This is a genomic window from Pseudomonas sp. HLS-6 (genome assembly GCF_002753995.1).
GTDB classification, from domain to species: domain Bacteria; phylum Pseudomonadota; class Gammaproteobacteria; order Pseudomonadales; family Pseudomonadaceae; genus Aquipseudomonas; species Aquipseudomonas defluvii.
In genome coordinates this window covers 2,123,574-2,146,690 of the sequence record NZ_CP024478.1, presented here as the reverse complement: position 1 = coordinate 2,146,690, position 23,117 = coordinate 2,123,574, and the positions used below count along the sequence as shown (strand labels likewise).

At 62.4% G+C, this 23,117-nt stretch carries 19 protein-coding genes; 5 read left to right on the top strand and 14 right to left on the bottom strand.

The features are described from left to right. Positions 1-6: 6 nt before the first annotated feature. The 5 genes from CS390_RS10110 to CS390_RS10090 are packed head-to-tail and all read right to left on the bottom strand — an operon-like array spanning position 7 to position 4,558. Positions 7-1,185, bottom strand: a complete 1,179-nt coding sequence (locus tag CS390_RS10110; protein WP_065760544.1) for a lipid-transfer protein — start codon at positions 1,183-1,185, stop codon at positions 7-9. A 17-nt stretch (positions 1,186-1,202) separates the two neighbouring features. Continuing rightward, positions 1,203-1,622 carry a MaoC family dehydratase gene (locus CS390_RS10105; protein ID WP_099774239.1) on the bottom strand — a complete coding sequence of 140 codons (420 nt, stop codon included), beginning with the start codon at positions 1,620-1,622 and terminating at the stop codon, positions 1,203-1,205. Beyond that, entirely contained in the window at positions 1,594-2,727 is a 1,134-nt protein-coding gene (locus tag CS390_RS10100) for an acyl-CoA dehydrogenase family protein (protein ID WP_099774238.1), read from the bottom strand. Before CS390_RS10100 ends, CS390_RS10105 begins: the two co-directional genes overlap by 29 nt. An 11-nt stretch (positions 2,728-2,738) precedes the next feature. Further along, positions 2,739-3,716 (bottom strand): bifunctional MaoC family dehydratase N-terminal/OB-fold nucleic acid binding domain-containing protein, encoded by a 978-nt coding sequence (locus CS390_RS10095; RefSeq protein ID WP_099774237.1) that lies wholly within the window; start codon positions 3,714-3,716, stop codon positions 2,739-2,741. 56 nt (positions 3,717-3,772) lie between these two features. Next, positions 3,773-4,558, bottom strand: a complete 786-nt coding sequence (locus CS390_RS10090; RefSeq protein ID WP_065760547.1) for an SDR family oxidoreductase — start codon at positions 4,556-4,558, stop codon at positions 3,773-3,775. A 142-nt stretch (positions 4,559-4,700) separates the two neighbouring features. On the opposite strand from CS390_RS10090, the gene CS390_RS10085 reads away from it, so the two are divergent. Next, positions 4,701-5,486 (top strand): enoyl-CoA hydratase, encoded by a 786-nt coding sequence (locus CS390_RS10085; protein ID WP_065760548.1) that lies wholly within the window; start codon positions 4,701-4,703, stop codon positions 5,484-5,486. Between the two features lie 102 nt (positions 5,487-5,588). On the opposite strand, the gene CS390_RS10080 is transcribed toward CS390_RS10085, so the two are convergent. The 5 genes from CS390_RS10080 to CS390_RS10060 all read right to left on the bottom strand — a co-directional run bounded on the left by CS390_RS10080 (position 5,589) and on the right by CS390_RS10060 (position 13,058). Continuing rightward, positions 5,589-6,347 carry an SDR family oxidoreductase gene (locus tag CS390_RS10080; RefSeq protein ID WP_099776617.1) on the bottom strand — a complete coding sequence of 253 codons (759 nt, stop codon included), beginning with the start codon at positions 6,345-6,347 and terminating at the stop codon, positions 5,589-5,591. A gap of 20 nt (positions 6,348-6,367) precedes the next feature. Further along, positions 6,368-8,065 carry an FAD-binding protein gene (locus CS390_RS10075; RefSeq protein WP_099774236.1) on the bottom strand — a complete coding sequence of 566 codons (1,698 nt, stop codon included), beginning with the start codon at positions 8,063-8,065 and terminating at the stop codon, positions 6,368-6,370. 8 nt (positions 8,066-8,073) lie between these two features. Then, a complete protein-coding gene (locus CS390_RS10070) occupies positions 8,074-9,783 on the bottom strand; it encodes an FAD-binding protein (RefSeq protein WP_099774235.1) in 1,710 nt (569 codons plus the stop codon). A gap of 123 nt (positions 9,784-9,906) precedes the next feature. Further along, on the bottom strand, positions 9,907-11,598 hold the full coding sequence (locus tag CS390_RS10065) for a methyl-accepting chemotaxis protein (RefSeq protein WP_256587592.1): 1,692 nt from the start codon (positions 11,596-11,598) through the stop codon (positions 9,907-9,909). A 23-nt stretch (positions 11,599-11,621) separates the two neighbouring features. Beyond that, positions 11,622-13,058, bottom strand: a complete 1,437-nt coding sequence (locus CS390_RS10060; RefSeq protein ID WP_099774233.1) for a coniferyl aldehyde dehydrogenase — start codon at positions 13,056-13,058, stop codon at positions 11,622-11,624. 199 nt (positions 13,059-13,257) lie between these two features. On the opposite strand from CS390_RS10060, the gene CS390_RS10055 reads away from it, so the two are divergent. Then, on the top strand, positions 13,258-14,241 hold the full coding sequence (locus tag CS390_RS10055; RefSeq protein WP_099774232.1) for a flavin reductase family protein: 984 nt from the start codon (positions 13,258-13,260) through the stop codon (positions 14,239-14,241). 17 nt (positions 14,242-14,258) lie between these two features. Then, positions 14,259-15,569, top strand: a complete 1,311-nt coding sequence (locus CS390_RS10050; RefSeq protein ID WP_099776615.1) for an MFS transporter — start codon at positions 14,259-14,261, stop codon at positions 15,567-15,569. Positions 15,570-15,633: 64 nt separating this feature from the next. Here the strand turns inward: CS390_RS10050 and CS390_RS10045 are convergent, their stop codons facing one another. From CS390_RS10045 to pobA, 3 genes are all read right to left on the bottom strand, one after another. Then, the gene (locus CS390_RS10045) at positions 15,634-16,398 is read right to left on the bottom strand and encodes an enoyl-CoA hydratase (protein WP_099774231.1); all 765 of its coding nucleotides are present in this window, start codon (positions 16,396-16,398) and stop codon (positions 15,634-15,636) included. A gap of 756 nt (positions 16,399-17,154) precedes the next feature. Next, positions 17,155-17,391: a twin-arginine translocase TatA/TatE family subunit gene (gene tatA, locus CS390_RS10040; RefSeq protein WP_099774230.1), complete on the bottom strand. Its 237-nt coding sequence runs from the start codon at positions 17,389-17,391 to the stop codon at positions 17,155-17,157. Between the two features lie 63 nt (positions 17,392-17,454). After that, complete coding sequence (gene pobA / locus CS390_RS10035) at positions 17,455-18,642, bottom strand: 4-hydroxybenzoate 3-monooxygenase (RefSeq protein ID WP_099774229.1); 1,188 nt, start codon at positions 18,640-18,642, stop codon at positions 17,455-17,457. A 202-nt stretch (positions 18,643-18,844) separates the two neighbouring features. Here pobA and CS390_RS10030 point away from each other — a divergent pair, with 202 nt between their 5' ends. Both CS390_RS10030 and CS390_RS10025 read left to right on the top strand, forming a co-directional pair. After that, on the top strand, positions 18,845-19,735 hold the full coding sequence (locus CS390_RS10030) for a helix-turn-helix domain-containing protein (RefSeq protein ID WP_099774228.1): 891 nt from the start codon (positions 18,845-18,847) through the stop codon (positions 19,733-19,735). A gap of 219 nt (positions 19,736-19,954) precedes the next feature. Then, a complete protein-coding gene (locus CS390_RS10025; protein ID WP_099774227.1) occupies positions 19,955-20,890 on the top strand; it encodes a transporter in 936 nt (311 codons plus the stop codon). 75 nt (positions 20,891-20,965) lie between these two features. Here the strand turns inward: CS390_RS10025 and CS390_RS10020 are convergent, their stop codons facing one another. After that, positions 20,966-22,816, bottom strand: a complete 1,851-nt coding sequence (locus tag CS390_RS10020) for a sigma-54-dependent Fis family transcriptional regulator (RefSeq protein ID WP_099774226.1) — start codon at positions 22,814-22,816, stop codon at positions 20,966-20,968. Positions 22,817-23,117: the final 301 nt, after the last annotated feature.

The following is a 23,117-nucleotide window of genomic DNA, read 5'->3' as shown; positions in this document are numbered from 1 at the left end:
GCCTCCTTAGGCCGCGCCGAGAATCAGGCCGCTGGTCGGCACGCCGGTACCGGCAGTGACCAGCACGTTTTCTACCGCCGGCACCTGGTTGACTGCGGTGCCGCGCACCTGCCGTACCGCTTCGGCGACTCCGTTCATGCCATGAATGTAGGCTTCGCCCAGTTGTCCGCCGTGGGGGTTGATCGGCAACTTGCCGCCACGGGCATGATGGCCCGCGCGGATGAACTCCTTGGCCTCGCCACGCTTGGCGAAACCGAACTCTTCCAGTTGCGGCAGCACGAACGGGGTGAAATGGTCATAGATCACCGCGGTCTGAAACGCTTCCGGCCCCAGCCCTGACTGGCGATAAAGCTCACGGGCCACCACGCCCATTTCCGGCAGCCCGGTAATGTCGTCACGGTAGAACGAGGTCATGATCTGCTGACCGTCAGTAATGCCCTGGGAACCGGCCTTGATCATCACCGGCTTCTGGCGCAGATCGCGGGCACGTTCCGCCGAAGTGATCACCATGGCCACGGCGCCATCGGACTCCTGGCAGCAGTCGAGCAGGTGCAGCGGTTCGCAGATCCAGCGCGAGGCCTGGTGCTCCTCGAGGGTAATCGGCTTGCCGTAGAAAAACGCCTGGGGGTTGGTCGCGGCAAAATCACGCACGGCCACTGCGACCCGACCGAAATCCTCGGACGTGGCTCCATAGGTGTGCATGTAGCGTTGAGCAAACATGCCCACCCAGGCCGCCGGCGTATGGAAGCCGTGAGGCATGTACCAGCCGTAGTTGACGTTCTCGAAGATCGGCGTCGAGGCGAAACCGTACGTGCCGGTGCCGAAGCGATACCAGGACCGCTCATTCATGGCCCGGTAGACCACCACCACTTTTGCCACACCGGTGGCCACCGCCATGGCCGCGTGCATGATCGGCGCACACGCCGCACCACCGCCGTGGGGCACTTGCGAAAAGAACTTCACGTCCTTGCAACCCAACAGGCGGGCAATTTCGTATTCCGGAACCTTGTCCACCGAGTAAGAGCTGAAGCCCTCAACCTCGGAGGGGTCAATGCCCGCATCCTTCAGCGCGCTCAGCGTGGCTTCAAGGGCCAGGCGCAGTTCCGTGCGCCCGGAGTTCTTGGAAAACTCGGTCGCGCCCAAACCAACTATCGCGGCGCGTCCGGATATCGACGAAGTCGTCATGTCTGTGTCTCCGGCTGTCAGGGCAGGACCAGCGCGACCGTACCGGTCACGTGGTTGCCCATGGAATTTTTGCCGCTGAGGGTGACTTCCACCGTACGGGTGTCGGCATCCTGGCGGGTCACGCTGCCGCTGAAGGTCATGCAGTCACCGGGGTAGTTCGGTGCACCCAGCTTGATTTTCAGTGAGGTGAACGTGGCCAACGGCCCCGTCCAGCCTTCGACATAACGTTGCACCAGCCCGTTGGTGGTCAGGATGTTCATGAAGATATGCGGTGAGCCCAGTGCGCGGGCTGCCTCCAAGTCATGGTGCCCCGGAAAATAATCCCGGGTGGCAATCGCTCCACCGGTGATCAGGCCGACCGTGATTGGAACCGCCAGTTCAGGCAGCACTTCGCCGGGGCGCACGTCTTCAAAGCGCTTGGTGTTCTTCGAGGTCATATTTCCATCCCAGCTTGTCGTTATCGCTCAGCCAATCGCCGAGACGTTCCAGGCTTGCCGCCGAACCACCCAGGGCGAGGCCCAGGGCACGGCTCCAATAGAGAAAACGGTGGATCGGGTACGTCAGGTCGACGCCGATACCGCCATGCACGTGCTGTGCGATGTGGCCGATGCGATGTCCCGCTTCACACGCCAGATAAGCGGTAGCCAGCGCTTCCGACGGCGACGGCAAACCGGCGTCGAGGCGATAGCAGAGTTGCCAAAGCACACTGCGCAGGGCCTCAAGGGCGATATGCGCATCGGCCATGCTCATTTGCACCGCCTGGAAGCTGCCGATACGCCGCTCGAACTGCTGACGCTCACTGACATAGGCCACGGTGCGGCGGATCTGCTCCTCGCTGACACCCAACTGCAACGCGGCCAAGGCCGCCACGCTGCGCGGCTCCAGCCAGGCCAGGGCGGCACTGGGCAGCAACTGCGGGGCCGCAACGCGCAGGCCCTCGACATGCACATCGGCCACGGCTTCACCGTGGGTAAGCACCGCTGGCACACGGGTTACCTGTGCGACCGAGAGATCGAGCAGCAACAACCGCGGCTGGCCGTCTACGTCTGCCAGCACCAGTGCCGCCTGTGCCTGTTCACCCAGGGCCACGGCCGCAACCCGACCATTGATTTCCCAGCCCTCGGCACACGAACGGGCCTGAAGCTCGATGCCGCAGGCACTGCCAAGGGCATCGATGGCCAGGGTCAGCATGGCTTCACCCGACGCGGCTTTTTCGGCCCAGGCCGCGACCTCGGGCAATGCGAACTCGGCAAGGGTCGCTGCGGCCAGTTGATGCCGCCACAGCGGCACCTGTGCCAAGCCCTTGCCCTGAGCCTGCAACACCAGCATCAGCTCGGTCATGCCCAGGCCACTGCCACCATGGGACTCAGGAATCGCCAAGGCGTGCAGCCCGGTTTCAATGCAGAGCGCCCAGAGTGGAGCCATCAGCGGCTCACCACTGGTATCCCAGCGACGCAGGTAGTCGTCGTGGCAGTGGTCGACAAACAGGCTGTCAGCCATCTGCGCAATCGCGCGCTGGTCTTCGGTCAATTCAAAATTCATGGGGTCAACTCCTACGCGCCGACGGGCCGAAACAGGGGCAAGGTCAGCGCGTCATCGAAGGTCTGGAACTCGACCTGCAGACGCTGGCCGATCTGCAACTGCTCACGCTCAATGCCGACCAACCCGGCGATCAGGCGTACGCCCTCCTCCAGCTCGATCAGACCGATGGGGTTCGGGTGATCGAACGGCGCGACCTCCGGGTAGTGCATGACCACAAACGAGTAGAGGCTGGCGCGACCACTGGCCTGGACGGTGTCCCAGTCGAAGCTGTGGCACTGGATACAGACCGGCGCGGGTGGATGGCGCAAGGTGGCGCAGGCCGTGCAACGCTGAATCAACAGTTGGCCCTGTGCGCAGCCCTCCCAGAAGAACCGGGTGTCGTCACTGATGCCCGGTTGCGGGCGCTTGGCCTTGGCAGGTGCAGCGGCCACGGCCGGCGCAGGCGCTGCTGGCTGAGCATTGGCCGGGCGAAACTTGAACACGCGGAACAGCAACTCGCCTACCGGTTCGTCGCCACCAGCCTTTTCGACGAAGTGACTCATCACCAGGGTGACAAAGAAGCCCGTGCCCAAGGCGGTGGTTTTCTCATCGCCCACCGCATCCAGGCGGGTGGTGTAGTAGAGCTTTTCACCCAGGCGCAAGGGGCGCGTGAAGCTCAGCTCGGAGTTCACTGCCACGACCGAGTTATAGCCGTACTGCTCGAACAGCTTGAGCACTTCATAGGGGTTTTCGTCGGTGGAACCTGGCGGATAGTGGTTGGCATGGAAGCCTTCCATGGTCCACACCTGCAACATCGCCGGCGGCGCAATCAAGCCCTCATGGGGCGTGCCGAGGGCAAACGCAGGATCGGTGTAGAGCGGGTTTTCGACACCCATGATCTCGCACCACTGACGAATCATCGGTGCATTGACCTCATCCCAGGCATACACACGACCGTATTGGCGCCCCACTAGGGCGCGCACATTGGATAGCAATTGTGGATCAGCCAAAGTCGTCTCCTGCAAATTGAGGGCGGCAACCGGACCCGGCCGCCACCATGGGTCGATCAGGTGGGCAGAACCTGCGCCGCACCGAGAAACGCCGGACGTTCGCCACCGCCATGCAGCAGCAGGTTGCAGCCGCTGGCGTAGCTGGCCAGCGGCGAGGCGATGTACAGGCAGGCATTGGCGACATCCGCCGCCACGGCCATGCGACCGGCCGGGATACCGGCGCTGACGGCGGCGATACCGGCGTCGTTGCCGTAATGCAGGTGAGCCTGTTCCGTCAGCACCAGGCCCGGGCTGACCGCGACCACGCGAACCTTCGGCCCCCACTCCACCGCCAGCGACTGCACCAGCGACAGGACGCCAGCCTTGGCCGCGCCATAGGCCGCAGTCCCGGGTGAGGCGCGCAAGGCGCTGATGCTGCCGATAAACACGATGCAACCGCCCTGCACTTGCGCCTGCATCAGGCGGTTGGCGTGCTGGGCGACATTCAGAGGCGCGATCAGGTTGAGACGAATGATGCTGTCGTGAAAACGTGGCGATGCGCTGGCGGCCTCGGCTGCCGGGCTACCGCCTGCGTTGTTGATGACCACGTCAAGGCGGCCAAAATCGCGACTGATGGTGTCGAACAGCGCCTGTAGCGAGTCCGGGTCGCGCACGTCCGCCGGGATGAAGATGGCGCGCTTGCCCTCCAGCGTCGGCACCTGCTCAGGCGCTGAGCGGGCGCAGACGATCACCTGCGCATCGGCCGCCAGAAACTCACGCGCAATGCCCGCGCCAATGCCCTTGGTACCGCCGGTGACGAGCACCACCTTGCCACTGTAATCAAGCCCCGAATGCAGCCCCATGTCGCGCTCCTTAATTCTGCTGACAGGGTTCACTCTAGGGACAAAGCCAGGCCCATTCTTCGTCTGAACGGACGATGAATCATCACCGTCCGGCCGTGACACTGGCAGGCATTCACCTGACGCCTGGCTCACGAGGACGCTCATGCCTGATTCATCCGCTCCACCGGTTCTGCTCGAACGCCCGCTGCCTGGCGTAGCCCTGCTGCGGCTCAACCGTCCGCACGCGACCAACGCCCTGAGCCTGGAGTTGCAAGCCTTGCTGTCGCGTTACTTCAGCGAACTGAGTGCCGACCCGCAGGTGCGTTGCATCCTGCTGACGGGCGGTGACAAGGTGTTTGCCGCAGGCGGCGATATCAACAGCATGGCCGGCGTCGGCCCTATCGATATCTACCGGCGCCATACCGAACGGGTCTGGGCGCCGATTCAGCACTGCCCGAAACCGGTGATCGCGGCGATCTGCGGGTACGCCTATGGCGGTGGCTGCGAGTTGGCGATGCTTGCCGACCTGATCGTCGCGGGGCGCAGCGCACGCTTCTGCCAACCGGAAATTCGTATCGGCATCATGCCGGGCATTGGCGGTACCCAGCGATTGGTCCGCGCCGTGGGCAAGGTAAAGGCCATGCGCATGGCCCTGACCGGGCAACCGATCAGCGCCGAAGAAGCCTGGGTGGCCGGCCTGGTCAGTGACCTGGTGGACGATGACCAGGTCCAGGCTCACGCCCTGGAGCTGGCCCGCGTCATCGCGGCGATGCCGGCATTGGCCGCCGAACAGATCAAGGAAGTGATTCTCGCCGGCATGGATGCGCCGCTGGAGGCCGGCCTGGCACTGGAACGCAAGGCCAATGCCCTGCTGTTCGCCTCCCGGGACCAGAAAGAAGGCATGCAAGCCTTTATCGAAAAGCGCCCGGCGCAATTCGAGGGGCATTGAACGGCATCCACTCGGAAGAACGCAGCACTGCAACACAGCACAAGGCCGCTTGCCCGTTTCAACAGGCAAGCGGCCTTGTGCAATCAAGCACTAACGTGACACTCAGATGCTCATCACCATCTGCCCACTGTCGATGCGCAGTTCGACGCCGTTGATGGCCCGGGACTCATCGCTGGCAAGAAACAGCACACTGGCCGCCACATCCTCGGGCAAGCACATGCGGTTCATCGGGTCACTGTCGATGGTCAGGCGGACCGGGTCGACGCCCTGCGGGAAGCCGCCACTGGTCATGTCGGTGAGTACGCCGTCCGGGTGCAGGGTGTTGCAGCGGATCCGGTACTTTCGACGTCGGCAGAGCACCGCCACTGAACGCGACAAGGCCGCCACAGCGCCTTTCGAAGCACTGTAGGCCATGAAATCATCACGCCCGGCCAGCGCCGCAATCGACGACAGGTTGATGATCGAACCACCGCCCTCCTTCATCAGCGCAATGCCCTCGCGACAGCCGAGAAACACACTGTCAGCATTGACCCGCATGACCTTCTGCCAGTCCTGCACCGAAGTTTCTTCGATTGAACCGCTCAGCAGTATGCCGGCATTGTTGAGCAGGATATCCAGGCGGCCATAGCGCTCGCGCAGGTGCGCCATGACCTGCTTCCACTCAGTCTCGCTGCTGGCGTCATGGCGGATAAACGCCGCAGCCGGGCCGATCTCGGTAGCCAGTGCCTCACCGGCAACGACGTCGATGTCGCTGATCAGCACCTGGGCGCCTTCAGCCGCCAACAAGCGTGCACTGGCACGGCCAATACCCTTGGCACCGCCAGTCACCAGCGCCACCTTGCCATGAACCCGTCCGGGCATGTTGTTCTCCTTGATCGTCATCAGCTCATCTCGTGTGCGCGGTTATGTTGCAGTGGCTGTGCAGGGTTGATTGCGGCTGCCGTCCCGGCGCGACGCCCGGAGAACACGCAATCGGCCAGTGATAGACCACTGATGTACAGGTGTGAGGGAATACCCAAGGCAGTGCGGCCAGCAGCGTAAAGGCCCGCGATGGGCTGCCCTTGGGTATCCAGCACGGCCCCGTTGCCTTCATCCACCCGCAAACCGCCCAGGGTCAACGCCCCTAGCGGGAAGACCGGGTTGGTCACGGAAATGTCGCAGGCGTAGAACGGGCCCTGCTCAAGCACCTGGCGACCGCCTGGCGACTTGCCGAATGGATCGGGCGCCTCACCACGCGCAGCCGCATTGTTGGCCTGCAGCGACTGGCGCAACGCGCTGGCCTTCATGCCAGTGGCCGTAGCCAGTTGTTCCAGGCTCTTGCCCTTGCTCACCTTGAGCAGCATCAACGCCAGCGCCGGCACGCTCTGGAACCACCAGTACCCACCGAACAGTGCCTCCCGGATCGCCTTTTTGCGCAACGGGGCATCGAGCACCAGCCAGGCCTTGCCGCCCTGCTCCTCCATCAACGGCTGGCCCAGCGTTGCGCCATAGACCTCTTCGTTGCAGAAACGCTGGCCTTGGCTGTTGACCACGATGCCCTTGTGCCAACTGTAGGGCGGATTGATGAACCGCCAGGCCGACACCCGATTCAGCGCAGCGCCTTCACCTCCGGCACTCACGCCCAGGCGCAGGCCGCTGCCGTCACAGCCGGTGGCGCCCACCTTGAAGTTGCGGCGAAATTTCGGCGCGTGCTGCTTGATCAGCTCGCGGTTGAAGATGAACCCACCCGTGCTGAGGATCACCCCGTTCCGGGCCCTGACCAGCCGTGGGCGGGCGAACTCACGCTCCAGTTGGCTGACCCGCAGGCGTAACCTGTCACAGTAGGCCGGGGAAAAGTTCTGCAAGCGCTCGGCACGGGCAGCCCACCGGGCGTGCAGCTTCGCCTGCTTGCTGCCCGGCGGCAGGCACCACAGCTCGGCACCGATCACCCGGCCCTCCTGGTCAAGTACCAGGCGCTTGGCGGCTGATTGCAGCAGTGGCCGCACCCCGGCGCGCAGGCAAGCCGCCTTGAGGTGCGCATACAGCACTGCACCACACTGGCCTTTGCCGACCGTACGGTGGCCGCGTGGCGCCGGAGGCAACGGGCCGCTGTGCTGCGGTACCAACTCATTGCCGGAGTAGTAGAGGAAGTAGCCGTCGGGTGGATAGGAGGTCTTGCCACCTGGGGGCATCTGGTGCCCGTAAGGCGCACCATGGCTTTCCAGCCAATCAAGGTTGGCCACGCTGTCCGCACAAAAGCGCCGCAGGGTCTCGTCGCTGACCACGCCCTGGGTTTCGTGCTTGAGGTAATCAAACATGGCCTCGGGGGTGTCACTGAAGCCTGCGGCGTGCTGATACCGGGTCCCCCCACCGGCATACACGACGCCACCGCTCTTGGCACTGGCGCCGCCACCTGTGAAACGGTCGGCGATCAGCACATCGGCGCCATTGGCGCGGGCCTCCAGTGCCGCACAGGCCCCGGCCGCGCCCCAACCGATGATCAGCACTTCGCACTGCTCATCCCATGCCACGCTACTGCTGTCGGCAACGCACAATGGCGCCTGAATCGCCGTACAGGTGCTGTTATCAGACATGTCCATGACGGCTCCTAACGCTGGCTGGCGAGGTGGTTGGCAGCGACATAGGCGAAGGTCATCGCCGGCCCGAGGGTGCCGCCCGCCCCCGGATAACTGGTACCCATTACCGACGCGGAGCAGTTGCCGATCGCGTACAGGCCGTCGATGGGCGTACCGTTGTCGCGCACCACTTGTGCATGTTCGTTGGTCAGCAAGCCGCCCTTGGTGCCAATGTCACCGGCATCCAGGCGCATGGCGTAGTACGGCCCCTTGCGCAGGGGCGCCAGGCACGGGTTGGGCTTGATATTGCTATCGCCGTAGTAACGGTCGAACACATTGCCACCACGGTCGAAGTCCAGGTCCTGGCCAGTGCGCGCATAGTCGTTGACCTTGCCCACTGTGCGCTCAAGGCCCGCTGCATCGACGCCGATCTGTTCGGCCAGTTGCGCCAGGGTGTCGGCCTTCCAGTACAAGGTGTTCAACCATTCCTTGCGCAGACGGCTGTCAGGCATGACCTGGGCCGGCATCAACGGGCCCATGGCGTAGTGGAAGCGGAAATGCCCGTCAAAAATCACCCAGGCCGGTACGGACTTTCCGCCTGTACGCTGATTGTCGCGGAGCATGGCATCGACAAACTCCAGGTACGGAGCCGCTTCGTTGACGAAGCGTTGCCCCTCGCCGTTGACCACGATTGCCCCGGGGAATGCACGCTCGGCAAAGATACCGCGCGGTTTTTCCTCTCCTGGCACGGCAATGGTCGGCGCCCACCAGGCCCAGTCCATCAACGCGGTCGCCGCGCCATGGGCGATCCCCGCTTCCAACGCAGCACCGGTGTTGTTGCCCGGTGGCGTCGCACTCCAGGCCATGCGGGTCGGCTTGGGCAGGTATTGCTCGCGCAATGCCTGGTTCTGCTCGAAGCCACCGGAGCCCAGAATCACCCCGTAACGCGCATGCAGCTGCTTTTCCTGACCCTCACGTTGCACCGTGACCCCGGTGACCCGGCCCTGCTCCGTGAGCAACCCACGAAAATCGGTGTTCAGCCACAACGGCACGTTACGGTCCATCAGAGAACGACGCAGTGACGCAACCAACGCGCTGCCAAGGGCTGCGCGGCGGTCGAATTTACTTTTGCGCCGCCATTTGAAGTCCAGCTTGTAACGCAGCATCAGGCCCATGATCAGCCAGCGCCAGCCGAAGCTGCGGGCCATGGCCTTGTGTGCATGCCGGGCAGTCCAGGCAATACGCCCCATCAGCAAGGTCGAGGGTGACGGCTTGCGCAGGTTGTCCAGTTCCTCACCGAGCAGGCTGGTGTCGAACAACTCGGGGTCGAGGGTGCGTCCTCCGGGCAGCGAACCAGGCAAATGCGGGTAGTAGTCCGGGTACTTGGCAGCCACCGCATAACGTACCCGACTGGTACGGGTGAGCGCCTCGATCATCTTTGGCGCATTGTCCAGGTAGGCCTGCAGGCGCGCATCATCGACGTGCTCGCCAGCCGCGGCCTTGAGGTAGCGCATCGCCAACTCGAAGCTGTCGTTACCGCCCTGGCGAGCAAAGTAGTGATTGTTCGGGATCCAGATCCCACCGCCGGAAATAGCCGAAGTACCACCGTACTTGTCGCTTTTTTCCACGATCAGCACGCTGAAACCCTGGTCGGCGAGGAAGACCGCCGACGTCATCGCACCTGCACCCGAACCAACGACGATCACGTCGTAGTGGGTTTGAGACTGAACTTGAGCCGTCATTGTTGTTATGCCATTAGCTGAGGTCAGGAAAGACCGCCGACGACGATACGGGGACGCTGGCGGTGTGCATCCCATGATCACGGCTGACCGGGGCGCTCTCATCGTCAAAGCGGACTAGACCCGTCAGACGACATTGAACCTGGCGGACAACTGGTCCAGTGCCCGCGCCAACTGCTCCAGGTCTGACGCCGCCGCGGCACTGCGGCCGGCATTGGCCGAGAGCACGCCGGTGCCGGCCGAAACGCTCTCGACGCGCGCGACCATCTCCTGGGTAACCCATACCTGTTCGGCGATCACCACAGCAATGGTGTCGACGCTTTGAATCACATCGTCAGTACCACTGCGGATCTGCGCCACCGAGTCGCCGGCCTCCTCTGCCAGCCCAACCCCATCACGCACCCGACTGATCACCCGGTCCATCCCACCAACCACCGCCTGGGTCCCCTCCTGGATGCGTTGTACCGTGAGGTCGATTTCGCCGATTGAACGGGCCGTACGTTGCGCCAACAGCCTGACCTCATCGGCCACCACGGCAAAGCCACGGCCCTGCTCTCCTGCCCTTGCGGCCTCGATGGCGGCGTTCAGCGCCAGTAAATTGGTTTGCTCGGCAATGCTGCGAATCACATTCAGCACCGTACTGATCTCGCCGGAGAACACTTCCAACTCACGGATATGCACGACGGTGTCGCTGATCACGTCGCTGATGCGGTTCATTCCATGGGCCATATCGCGGATAAAACCTTCGCTTTTGCCCGAGCGCCCCGCCGAGTGATGCGTGATGTTGCGCGAAACCCCGACCTGGGTGTCGACTTCGCTGATTGAACCCGACAGTTGCTCAACTGCAGAAGAGATGCCGCGCACGGCGTCAGCCTGCTGCTGCGCAGCCAACGAGGCCAGCTCTGCCGATTCGGCCATGTGGGCCGCTTCGTGACTGACACGCTGCACCAACGAGCGCATCTGCGAGATCAACCCGTGCAGGCTGTCGCGCATCGTCGCGATATCACCCAGCATCCGGGCAAACTCATCGCGCCCCTTGACCTCGATGGGCTGCGACAGGTCGCCACTGGCAATCGCGCGCACACTGGCGCCCGCCTGAGCAAAAGCCCGTCTCAGGCGACGCAAGGTCGAGAACGCGGTAACGCTGCCAGCTAAAACCCCCACCACCGCCAGCACCAGGTACGCCAGCAGGGTCGAGCGATAGCGTTGCTGGGCGAGGTCGTATGCCCGCGCAGCCGCTTCCTTCTGCAACGTCTGCAGCTTGCCCAGTTCAATACCCGCCGCATCGCCAGCAGGTTCAGCCATGCGCAGGAAAGAAATGATGCCGGACAGCCGATAGTCACCCGCGCGCAAGGACTCCAGCAAAAGCTCCAGCTCACCCAGCCACGCCTGGTAATGGCCATCGAAGGCCTCGGCCACCTGCTGCTCATGGCTGGACAAGGGGCGTTGGCGGTAGCTGGCCCACACCTGAGCGAGCGCGTGATTGTTGGCTTCGATGGCCGCTAGCGTCACATCGATCGAGCGGTCGAACGCCGCCACCAGCGGGCCTTCCGGGTCATGCTGAATGGCAAGCAACACCAGCCGCCGACTTTCGTCGAGACGGTGCTGGACCTCACCGACAGTGAGCAGCGTCGCCAGATTGTCTTCATTGATGGTACGCAGACTGTCACGGGCCTGTTGCAGGCCATAGCCACCAAAACCGACCGCAACGATAAACAACAGTGTGGCCAACAACGCCCAGAACCACAGGCGCTGGGCAATAGTGATCGCGTTGAACATAAGCAACGGTAAACCCCGTAGAGGCGACAAGGCGCTCATCCGAGCGCCCCATGCACAATGAGTCAGTCAGCGGTGACCATGGCCATCATGGCCGCGAGGTAATGCTCGCCATACGGCGGCAGCAGGCCCCATTCACGCCGCGGGTCATGCGCAGGCGCCTTGAACACGGTGCGCAGGTGACTGAACTCAAGAAACCCTTCACGGCCGTGGTAATGCCCCATGCCAGAGGCGCCCACGCCGCCGAACGGCGCGTCGTGCATCGCCGCATGCATCATCACGTCGTTGACGGTGACGCCGCCCGACAGGGTGTGCTCCAGTATCCACTGCTGCTCCTGTTGATCCTCACCGAAGTAGTACAGCGCCAGCGGACGTGGCCGGGCGTTGATGTCGGCGATCACCCCATCAAGGTCTTCATACGTGAGCACCACCATGGCCGGGCCAAAGATTTCTTCGCGCATGATCTGGCTGTCACCCGGCGGATTGACCACCACACGCAGGGGCCGGCGACGGTCCTCGGCATCAACCGCCAACGCCTCCGGCAGGCTTTCGATGCGAGCCCCCAGGGCCCGGGCCTCGTCCACATAGCCTTCGACACGGGCCAGATGCCGCTGATTGACCACTGCCACCACATCCGGGTTGCCGGCAACCGAGGGGTTGAGCTCGCAATAGGCACTGCGCAAGGCGCTGAGGAAAGTTTCAAGGTGCGCCTGTGGTACATACACCAGGTCGGGATTGATACAGATCTGCCCGCCATTACAGGCTTTGGCTGCGGCGATACTGAACGCCGCCTTGTTCAGGTCGGCACTACGCGCAATGATCACTGGCGACTTACCGCCCAACTCCAACGTCACCGGTACCAGGTTCTGCGCAGCATTACGCATCACAGCGCGACCAATCGCAGTACTGCCGGTAAACACCATGTGGTCGAACGGCTGGGCAGTGAAGCCTTCCGCCAGCTCCGCGTCCCCCGTGACCACGGCGATCTCCAGCGGGTCAAGGTGCTCAGCACACAACTGCGCTACCAACTCAGCGGTACGCGGAACCACCTCCGACGGCTTGAGAATCGCCCGGTTACCCGCCGCCAGTGCGCAAGCCAGCGGGCTGAACAAGGTAAACAGCGGGGCGTTCCAGGTACCAATGATGCCCACCGTCCCTTTGGGCTGATACATGACCCAGGCCTTGGCGCCCAGTTGGTCGTAGGGCGCGAATGCCGGGCGTGGCTCGTCCTGCATCCATAGGTGCAGGTTGTCCCGCGCATGCTTGAGCGACGAGAGAGAACCCAGCACATCGTTCATCAGGGAAAAGCCTGCAGGCCTGCCGCCGAAATCCTGATCCATCGCTTCGGTCAACACACCGTGGTGACGCACGAGCAGGTCGATCACCTGCTGAAGACGCCGACGACGTGTGTCGGCACTGACTGCGCCGGCGCTGTTAAAGGCTTGTTTTTGCCGGGATAACAGGCTCAAAAGCGCTTGTACGGATGACGTGGCTGAACTCATTCGTGTCCCCTCGCTGGTGCTGGCCCCAAGGCCCGGAAGCGCCGGATGCGCATGAGGCCACACTAGTCGCGGGGCGACGCCCGGCGCCTCGTCCGATCGGACGAGAATCGAACAAAAGCGTTAGTCCGTTGAGACGATGTACAGCGCCCTGCGGCGACCAATACTGGCCACACGAAAACTCCACTCCATGAGGTCTATCATGGCTATGCAAAACGCCAGCTTCGATCCCCAGGCCTTCCGCGCCGCGCTCGGTACCTTCACTACCGGGGTTACGATCATCACGACCCAGGCCGAAGACGGCTCACCGGTGGGGATCACCGCCAACAGCTTCAACTCGGTATCGCTCAACCCGCCACTGGTGCTCTGGAGCCTGTCGAAGAACGCCCGCAGCCTGCCGGTTTTCAGCAACGGCAAGCACTGGAATGTGCATGTCCTGTCCACCGAACAGGAAAAACTCTCGGGGCGCTTCGCCACCCAGGGCGAAGACAAGTTTGCCGAAGTCCAACTCGATAATGGCGTCAGCGAGGCGCCCTTGCTGCAAGACTGCACCGCACGCTTTCAATGCCGTACTGCCTTCCAATATGAGGGCGGCGACCATGTGATCTTTGTCGGGGAAGTGCTGGCCTTCGATCACAGCGACCGGGCGCCGCTGGCGTTCCAGAGCGGCCAGTATGCGCTGGCCACCCGCAAGCCGCGCAGCGAGCTGCGCCTGGCAACCACACCGCCGCCACCGGAATGCAGCTACACCGAAGACCTGCTCGGCTACTTGCTCGGGCGCGGGCACTACCAGGTGCTCAATGCCCTGCGGCGCATGGTGAGCAACCAGCAGCTGGACGAACAGGCCTTTTTCATTCTCTCGGTGCTGTGTATCCGCGATAACCTGAGCCTTGAGGAAATCAACACCTTTGTCAGCTACACCGGCCATGAGGTCACACTGGCCGGCATGCGCTTTCTCGAGCGCCAGCACCTGGTGGCAATCGAGGGCGATGCCGATCAGTTGCGTTTCGTGCTCACGGCAAACGGCCGCGAGGTGTCGCTGCAACAGTTGGCGCTGGCCAAGGTGGTGGAGGAAGAACTGTCGGCCAAGCTCGGCAGTGCCGACGCGCAAGCCCTCAAGGTCTTGCTCAAGCGCCTGATTGTAGTGAGCGACCCCGGCTTGCCCGATCTCTGGGCGCCGCGATGACGACCGGCGCAACCGTCATGCCGGCCACCTCGGTCGGCTGGCGCAGCCACGGCCTGTTGTTGCTGCTGGCACTGGTGTTCGCCGACAACTTTGTCGGGCGCCAGATACTTGCGGTGATGATTGAGCCAATCAAGTCGGAGTTCGGGGTTGGCGACACGGCCATGGGCCTGATCTCCGGGCTGGCCTTCGCGGCGGTGTATGCGCTGATGGGCTTGCCGGCGGGACGTCTGGTGGATCGTCTGCCGCGTACGCGCCTGCTCGCACTGTCGTGCCTGCTCTGGGCGTTGGCAACGATGGCCTGCGGGCTGGCCGGCAGCTTTCTGGTTCTGGCCATTGCCCGGATGCTGGTCGCGGTCAGCGAATCACCAACGACCTCGGCATCCCTGTCCTTGATCGCCGACCTGTATCCACCGCATCGACGTTCGCTCGCCATCAGTTGCTTCACCGCCGCGCCAACGTTTTCCTCGATCATCGGCTTGAGTATCGGTGCCTGGGTGGTCGAAGTGTATGGCTGGCGTACAGCATTCATTGCCCTTGGCCTGCCCGCCCTATTGTTTGCCGCCATCATGGCCATCGTGGTGCGTGACCCGGTACGGGGGCGCTGGGACCTGAGCCCTGCCCCCGCCCATGCCCATGCGCCACTGCTCGGCATGGGCGCTGAAGCCCGCAAGCTATGGGCGCTGCCTGCCTATCGCTGCCTGATACTGGCGGGCGGCCTGACCACGCTCAGCTCCTACGCCATTGGCATGTGGAACACCAGCTTCCTGGTACGCTCCCACGGCCTCTCGCTGCAACATGCTGGCCTGTTGGCTGGGGTCATCTGCGGCACCGCCGCCGGTGTCGGGGGCCTGTTCAGCGGCTGGTTGAGCGACCGCCTGAGCCGACGCAACCCGCACTGGCAGCTCTCGATTCCGGTGCTGGGTCACTTGACCGCCATCGCCACCCTGAGCACCTACCTGCTCTGGCCCGACACCGTGCTGGTCACGCTCGGCAGCGTACCGATTCCAACGGCGATGGTGTGGTGTGCGCTCTACAGCTTCTTCGCCGTTTGGTGGGTAGCGCCGTCCTACAACCTCGTCACCCAATTGGTACCGTCCAACCGGCGCGGTACGGCCATGGCCCTGCAAACCATTGTCAGCACACTGCTCGGTGTCGGCATCGGGCCGCTGGTGACCGGCCTGTTCAGCGACATGCTGCAACCCCTGCTTGGCCAGCAGTCCTTGCGTTATGCGCTACTGCTGGTAAGCCTGCCGGTCATTGGCTCCGTACTGTTGCTGATCCGGACCTCGACCCACGCCTCCAGAACGGCCTATAGCCACGCGCTGTAAGCCTTGAACCACGCGTGTTTTCGTCGATGGGCAGCCTCTTCAAACACGGCTGCCCATCCCTCGATCAGAACCGGCTGAAATCCGGTTTACGTTTCTCGGTGAAGGCCGCGATGGCTTCACGGGCGGCCTCTGCGTCAAGCATTTGAGCAAAGCGCTTCGCTTCTTCATTGATGCGTGCCAGCACGTCACTGGCATCTGCCAGTTTCAGCAGGCGCTTGGTCTCCATGACAGCACTCGACGGTTGCTGGGCAATCTTGCGTGCCTGGGACAACGCGAAGTCGAGGACCGCTTCCGGTGGCAGCACGCGATTGACCAGCTTCGACTGCAGCGCAAACTCGGCATCGAACGGCTCGCCGGTCAGCAACGCCTCGGCAGCGCCTTGATGACCAAACAGCTTGGGCAAGAGCAAACTGGACGCGGCTTCCGGGCAAAGGCCGAGACTGACGAAAGGCACGCTGAAACGGGCGTTGGTGCCCGCATAGACCAGGTCGCAGTGCAGCAACAGCGTCGTGCCGACACCGACCGCCACACCACAGACGGCCGCGACAATCGGTTTGGGAAATGCGCTCAAGGTGCGCAAGAAACGCCAGACCGGGGCATCCTCGGTCGCGGGCGGATGCGCGATGAAGTCACCAAGATCATTGCCGGCAGAGAAGACCTGCTCGCTGCCGCGAATCAGCACCACGCGAACCTCACGGTCAGCCGCTGCACTGACCAGCACCTCGCTGAGCGCGTCATACATGGTCGCGGTAATGGCGTTTTTCTTTGCTTCACGGTTAAAAGCAATCGTGAGGACGCCGGCCTCCTGAGTGGTGAAAATATCGCTCATCCTTGCCTCATTGGTTAAGTAAGCCACATGCCACACGAGTATGCCTTGCCAGCTTTCGCGGGTGTTGAAAACCAATAGGACAAAGACGTCGCCTGCCGGCGTGATCGCGGGCAAGCCCGGCTCCTACAGCCTGCGCGGGGCCTGTTGGAGCAGGCTTGCCTGCGATGGCTTCGGTGGGGTATCCGTGAGTGCGCGGCGCCTGCATCGCGGGCAAGACCCGCTCCTACAGCTGGCGCGAGCTCTGTAGGAGCTGGCTTGCCTGCGATGGTATCGGCGGGGTATCCGTGAGTGCGCGGCGTTTGTATCGCGGGCAAGCCCGGCTCCTACAGCTGACGCGGGGTCTGTTGGAGCTGGCTTGCCTGCGATGGCGTCGGTGGGGTATCCGTGAGTGCGCGGCGCCTGCATCGCGGGCAAGCCCGGCTCCTACAGCTTGCGCGGACTCTGTTGGAGCTGGCTTGCCTGCGATGGCGTCGGTGGGGTATCCGCGAGTGCGCGGCGTTTGCATCGCGGGCAAGCCCGGCTCCTACAGCTGGTGCGGGCTCTGTTGGAGCTGGCTTGCCTGCGATGGCGTCGGTGGGGTATCCGCGAGTGCGCGGCGTCTGCATCGCGGGCAAGCCCGGCTCCTACAGCTGGCGCGGGGCCTGTTGGAGCTGGCTTGCCTGCGATGGCCTCGGTGGGGTGTCCGTGAATGCGCGGCGTCTGCATCGCGGGCAAGCCCGGCTCCTACAGCTTGCGATGGTTTCAGCGAGGCGTCAGTCAGCGGTTGCCAGGGTGTTCCTCGCGTGCGGCGTGCTGAGCCTCACGGGCTTCTCCTTCAACCCGCGCCGACGCGACTGCCGGCGCCGGTACATCATCCTCGCTGTTCACCGAACGGCGAAAACCTTTGATCGATTCACCCAAGTCGGCACCCAGGTGCTTCAAGCGCTTGCTGCCAAACAGCAGCACCGCCACGATCAACACGACCAGCCAGTGTTTCCAGTCAAACACACCCATGATTCAGTCTCCGTTTGCACAGTGCAACGCCCGCACCCAGGTTGCGGGCGCCCAACACGCTGATTACTCGACGTCTTCGTAAGGCAGGCCGACGTAGTTTTCGGCGATATTGACCAGGCCGGCATGGGAGTTGAGGAAGTACTCACGGTCGGCTTGCTGCATCTTCTGGTCCCAGGCGTCTTTGTGGTCGCCGAAATCATGCAGCAGGTTGGTCATGAACCAGCTGAAACGTTCGCCTTTCCAGATACGGCGCAGCGCCAGTTCCGAGTACTTCTCCAACAGGTCGGTGCGGCCTTCCTTGTAGACCTTGACCAAGATGCGGTACAGGTAGCACACGTCGGAGGCGGCCAGGTTCAGGCCTTTTGCGCCGGTCGGTGGCACGATGTGAGCTGCGTCGCCCACCAGGAACAACTTGCCATACTGCATCGGCTCAACCACGTAGCTGCGCAACGGGGCGATGCTCTTCTCCAGCGATGGACCGGTCACCAGCTTGTCGGCCACATCCTGCGGCAGACGCGCCTTGAGCTCATCCCAGAAGCGCTCATCGGACCACGCTTCAACCTTGTCGGTCAGTGGTACTTGCAGGTAGTAACGGCTGCGGGTCAGCGAGCGCTGGCTGCACAGGACGAAACCACGGTCATGGTGGGCATAGATCAGTTCATGGTTGACCGGTGGGGTGTCTGACAGCAGGCCCAGCCAGCCGAATGGATACACGCGCTCGTATTGGGTGAGGATCTCGTCCGGGATGCTCTTGCGGGCAACACCGTGGAAGCCGTCGCAACCGGCGATGTAGTCACAATCGATGCGGTAGGTTTCGCCGCCTTTTTCAAAGGTGACGTAAGGATTCTCGCCCTTCATCTCGTGCGGCTGCACATTCTCGGCCGAGTAGATGATCGGCGCACCGCTGGCAGTTCGAGCGTCCATCAGGTCACGGGTGACTTCCGTCTGGCCATAGACCATCACGGTCTTGCCACCGGTCAGCGCTTTGAGGTCAACGCGAATGCGCTTACCGGCAACCAGCAACTCGACGCCGTCGTGAACCAGGCCCTCGGCGTCCATACGCTCGGAAACACCGGCTTCACGGAGCATGTCCACCGTGCCTTGCTCCAGTACACCGGCACGAATGCGACTGAGCACATAGTCCGGTGTCTGACGTTCAAGAATGATGTTGTCGATGCCAGCCTTGTGCAGCAGTTGACCCAGCAGAAGTCCAGAAGGGCCGGCACCGATAATCGCAACCTGAGTTTTCATTACTGTGATCTCACATGGGCACTCCAGCCGGTTTCGGGCAACGACTGGAGGTTATTGTTTTATTTGGCCCCTGCATTTTTACTTACAAAAACTGGAAAAAAAGGTGATATTTCGCCCATGAATTGCACTTTTGAAAATACGGTTCGATTATCGAACGAACCAATACACCCCTCTACCCTCACCCGCCAGGTCGCTTCGCACGATGAAAACCAGCCTTCCCAGCATCCCCGTATTCAAGCTGTACGGTGAAAACCAGGCATGGCCAACCCCGGACCTGCTGCACTGCGAGTCGATCCCCAAACGCAGTAGCCTGCACCATTGGGAGATCAAGCCACACCGTCACGCCGACCTGTTCCAGTTGCTCTACGTACAGCGTGGCCAAGCGATGGTCGAGGTCGAGGGACGGCGTACAAAGGTGTTGGAAGCGTCGATCCAGGTAACGCCGCCGCTGACCGTGCATGGCTTTCAGTTTTCAGAAAATATCGAGGGCTACGTACTCACCCTCGGCGCGCCACTGGTCGCGCAGCTGGAGGCACAATTGGGCGCGCCACTGACCGTCCTGGCATCGTCCGGCTGCTACCCGGTCGGGCGTGATCGCCGTACCCTCAATACCCTGTTCACAGCCCTGCACCTGGAGTATGAAGGCAGCGCGCCAGCACGCGACCTGCTGCTGCACTCCCTGGTCAATGTGCTGATGGTCTGGATCAGCCGCCAAGGCCTGCAGAACAGGCAACCAAGTAGCCGTGGCGAACGCAACCAGCAATTGCTCAGCAGCTTTATCAAACTGGTGGAACAGCATTACCGGGAGCATCTCTCAGTGGAGCACTTCGCCCACCGTGTCGGCCTTTCCAGCGTGCACCTCAATACCCTGTGCCGAGAACTGGCCGGGCAGACAGCGCTGCAGATCATTCACCAACGCCTGCTACTGGAAGCCAAGCGCAGCCTGATCTACACCACCATGAGCATCAGCCAGTTGTCCGACAGCCTGGGCTTCAGCGACCCGACCTACTTCTCACGCTTCTTCCGCCGCCTCAGTGGCCAGACCCCAAACGCATTCCGCCAAGCGGCCGGGCACCACGAAAGCGGCGCCTGAACACCCGCGAGTTTTTCGCAGTCAGCCGAATTTTCTTAATAAATACCGCCACTTTCAGGCATGCAAAGCGCATAAACATTAGCCATTAAATCGTAACTTATTGATTTTAAAGACTAAAAAATAAAAATAAAAACTGGCACGGTAGTTGAGAGGCGTCCCCCTTGCGCAGCGGCATAAAACCCTCTGCGCATGACTCATAACAATAAGGCTGACCCTCTCATGCATCAGAAATTCACCCTCGCCACACCCCTTGCGCTCACTGCTGCCCTTCTGCTGGCCAGCACGGCTTCACAGGTTCAGGCCACTGAAGGCGGTATCTCATCCTGGCCAATGGGCATCGAAAACTACGGTATGGGTATCCTGCCGCCACCTGGCACGTACGGCCAGGTGTTCGTCGGCAACTACCTGGCCGACACCCTGCGCGACAACGCCGGCGACAAAGCGGCTGACATCGACCTGCGCGTGACCACCATCGTTCCACGTTTTGTCTGGGTTACCGAGCAGAAGGTCCTGGGTGGCAACCTCGGCTTTCATGCGTTGCTGCCACTCAACGATATCCGCCTGAACGTCAAGAATGGTCCGCACGACCACAAGCGCGGCATCGGTGACGCGCACCTCGGCCCGGTGATCGGCTTCCACCACAGTGACAAGTTCCACACTGCCGTGGGCGTCGACTTCGTGCTGCCTACCGGTAGCGAGTACGACAAGAACGACCTGGTCAACCTGGGCAACAACTACTACACCGTGCAGGCGGTGTATGCCATGACCTACATGGACCCCAACGGCTTCAATGCCGACGTGCGCCTGATGCACGACTACAACTTCGAGAACAAGGACACCCACTACCAGTCTGGCCGCGAACTGCATGCGGACTACACCCTCGGCTGGGGCCTGGGTAATGGCTGGGTACTCGGTGTCGGCGGCCACGCCTATCAGCAGATCAGCGATGACAAATGCAGCGCCTCGAACTGCGCCGCCGCAGCCCTGGTTGACGCCAACGACGGCAACCGTGGCCGCTCCTTCTCGATTGGCCCAGCAGTGCAGTACACCAGCAAGAACGGCTGGTCGCTGAGTGCCAAGTGGCAGGACGAATCGGGCGTGCGCAACCGCGCCGAAGGCCAGACATACTGGCTGAAGTTCACCACCGCGCTCTGAGCCGCCCCCGCAGGCCGTAATGAAAACGCCCCGAACCGTACAGGTTGCGGGGCGTTTTTATCGCATTACAGGACTTCAACCACCCTTGAGGCGGTAACTGACCTGAGCTCGGCTCATGCCGAGCATCTGTGCGGCCGCAGTCACATTGCCACCGGAGCGTTCCAGCGCCAGGCGCACCAGGCGCAGTTCGATCTCTTCCAGCGAGGTGCTCAAGACCCGCTGGCGTCCCGAGACAAAGTCCTGCAGGCTCGCCAACGCCGGCTCCTCGGCCGCACCATCGGCCACAGGCTCAACGGCAGGCTCCGAGGCGGGCGATACAGCCTCCTCAGCGGCTCGCGTCGCCGACAGACGCCCCTCGGCAGTCAGGCCGATCGCCGTCGCCATCAGCGGCGCCCCGGCTTCGGTCAGGTGCACAACGTCCATCACCTCGCCGTCACCAGCAGCAATCACACCGCGCTCGATAAGGTTCTGCAACTCGCGGATATTGCCCGGGAAACGATAGGTTAGCAGTGCATTGACCAGGCGCGTGCTGAAACCGGCCAACTGACGACCATGACGCTGGCTGAAGATACGCAGGAAGTAGCTCATCAACAGCGGAATATCTTCGCGACGTTCACGCAGCGGCGGCAAGTGAATCGGGAAGACGTTCAGTCGATAGAACAGGTCTTCACGGAAACGTCCGGCTTCGACTTCACGGCGCAAGTCCAGGTTGGTGGCGGCGATCACCCGTACGTCGACCGCGATTGGCGCCGTACCCCCTACCCGCTCGATCTCGCCTTCCTGCAAGGCACGCAGAATCTTGCTCTGCGCACTGAGGCTGAGCGTGGCAATTTCATCAAGGAACAAGGTACCGCCATCAGCCCGCTCGAAACGCCCGGGCCGCGAACGGTCAGCCCCGGTGAAGGCCCCGCGCTCGACACCAAACAGCTCGGCCTCCACCAGGTTCTCTGGCAGGGTTGCGCAGTTCAAGGCCACCAGTTGCGTGTGGTGCCGCGAACTGGCCTGATGCAGGGTACGTGCAAACAACTCCTTGCCCACGCCAGACTCGCCGGTCAGCAGGACCGTGGCCTGGGTCGGTGCTACGCGTTGCAACAGCTGACTGGCCGCGACGAAGGCAGCGGAAATCCCCACTAGCTGTTTACCCTCAGGCGGTACGTCGAGTTCGGCGAGGGTCGTCTCGGTACCTGAGCTGTAGGCACTGTGGCTCAGGAAGTCGCCCGCGTCCAGATACGCCAGGTCGACGTCGATATCCTCCCACTGCTCGGCCGGCTTGCCGACGATGCGGCAGGCCTGGTGGCCCATGGCGCGGCACTCCTCCTCGCGAAAGACCACCAGACGCCCGAGCAGCGACGAGGCATAGCCGCTGGCATAGCCGATCTCCATCCAACAGGCCGGTTCGCCACCCAAGCCGTAGACCGCAATGTGTTCGTCGTCCTCCAGGGAGTTGTGCCAGAGGAATTCGGAGTAGAAGTGCCCGGCGCTGGAATCGATCTCGAAACGCACGACCTCGACATTGACCATGCCCTCAAGCATATGCAACCGCGGCCCGGCGCTGTAGAGGCTGGCGTGATCACCCTCGGGCCATTGCTCGCTGACCTGCGCAGCATCGCGTGCACCGGCTTGCCAGCCGATACGCGTGAGCAAGCCACGCGCCTTGTCAAACCCCAGTGCGTCAATCAGTTCACGGCGAATAGCCCCGAACGCCGAGCCCTGCAGCAGCATCATGCGCTGGCCGCACAGCCAGATACTGCCATCCTGTGGGGCGAAGGCCACGGTTTCAGCCAGTTGTTCAGCGGAAGGCAAACCACTGGCACCGAACTGGCTGGCCCGATCAACGATCAGGCGCTTCTGTCGACCGAGTAACTGCTTGAGAAAATCCTCATCCGCAGGACGGCCGGTCTTGCTGGTTGTTGTTGTACGAGTCATAGGCAATCAACAGAAGGCAGATAAGTAGCCTTTCAGTATGCCCAGCCCCCCCGTCGGGTCAATCGGCAGGCAGACGACTAGCCCCCCCCTTCAGGCACTTTCGTCCGATAACCGCACAATTTTTCTTCATTCAGCGCACTGCCGAGCTTTCGACAGCCTGCGACTTCTCTGCATAAATTTCCGCACCTGCCGCTTCAAACCCTCCTGCCCGCGACATCCTGCTGCGTCTAAAAATTCTCGCAAGAGACTGTTTTAAAAGGGAAAAAATAATTTTAAGCCGCGTGGCACGATAATTGTTAGT

Coding starts and splice junctions, on each gene's coding strand:
- CS390_RS10110 (WP_065760544.1), bottom strand. CDS start 1,185: ATGACGACTTCGTCGATATCCGGACGCGCCGCGATAGTTGGTTTGGGC.
- CS390_RS10105 (WP_099774239.1), bottom strand. CDS start 1,622: ATGACCTCGAAGAACACCAAGCGCTTTGAAGACGTGCGCCCCGGCGAA.
- CS390_RS10100 (WP_099774238.1), bottom strand. CDS start 2,727: ATGAATTTTGAATTGACCGAAGACCAGCGCGCGATTGCGCAGATGGCT.
- CS390_RS10090 (WP_065760547.1), bottom strand. CDS start 4,558: ATGGGGCTGCATTCGGGGCTTGATTACAGTGGCAAGGTGGTGCTCGTC.
- CS390_RS10085 (WP_065760548.1), top strand. CDS start 4,701: ATGCCTGATTCATCCGCTCCACCGGTTCTGCTCGAACGCCCGCTGCCT.
- CS390_RS10080 (WP_099776617.1), bottom strand. CDS start 6,347: ATGCCCGGACGGGTTCATGGCAAGGTGGCGCTGGTGACTGGCGGTGCC.
- CS390_RS10075 (WP_099774236.1), bottom strand. CDS start 8,065: ATGGACATGTCTGATAACAGCACCTGTACGGCGATTCAGGCGCCATTG.
- CS390_RS10070 (WP_099774235.1), bottom strand. CDS start 9,783: ATGACGGCTCAAGTTCAGTCTCAAACCCACTACGACGTGATCGTCGTT.
- CS390_RS10065 (WP_256587592.1), bottom strand. CDS start 11,598: ATGAGCGCCTTGTCGCCTCTACGGGGTTTACCGTTGCTTATGTTCAAC.
- CS390_RS10060 (WP_099774233.1), bottom strand. CDS start 13,058: ATGAGTTCAGCCACGTCATCCGTACAAGCGCTTTTGAGCCTGTTATCC.
- CS390_RS10055 (WP_099774232.1), top strand. CDS start 13,258: ATGGCTATGCAAAACGCCAGCTTCGATCCCCAGGCCTTCCGCGCCGCG.
- CS390_RS10050 (WP_099776615.1), top strand. CDS start 14,259: ATGCCGGCCACCTCGGTCGGCTGGCGCAGCCACGGCCTGTTGTTGCTG.
- CS390_RS10045 (WP_099774231.1), bottom strand. CDS start 16,398: ATGAGCGATATTTTCACCACTCAGGAGGCCGGCGTCCTCACGATTGCT.
- tatA (WP_099774230.1), bottom strand. CDS start 17,391: ATGGGTGTGTTTGACTGGAAACACTGGCTGGTCGTGTTGATCGTGGCG.
- pobA (WP_099774229.1), bottom strand. CDS start 18,642: ATGAAAACTCAGGTTGCGATTATCGGTGCCGGCCCTTCTGGACTTCTG.
- CS390_RS10030 (WP_099774228.1), top strand. CDS start 18,845: ATGAAAACCAGCCTTCCCAGCATCCCCGTATTCAAGCTGTACGGTGAA.
- CS390_RS10025 (WP_099774227.1), top strand. CDS start 19,955: ATGCATCAGAAATTCACCCTCGCCACACCCCTTGCGCTCACTGCTGCC.
- CS390_RS10020 (WP_099774226.1), bottom strand. CDS start 22,816: ATGACTCGTACAACAACAACCAGCAAGACCGGCCGTCCTGCGGATGAG.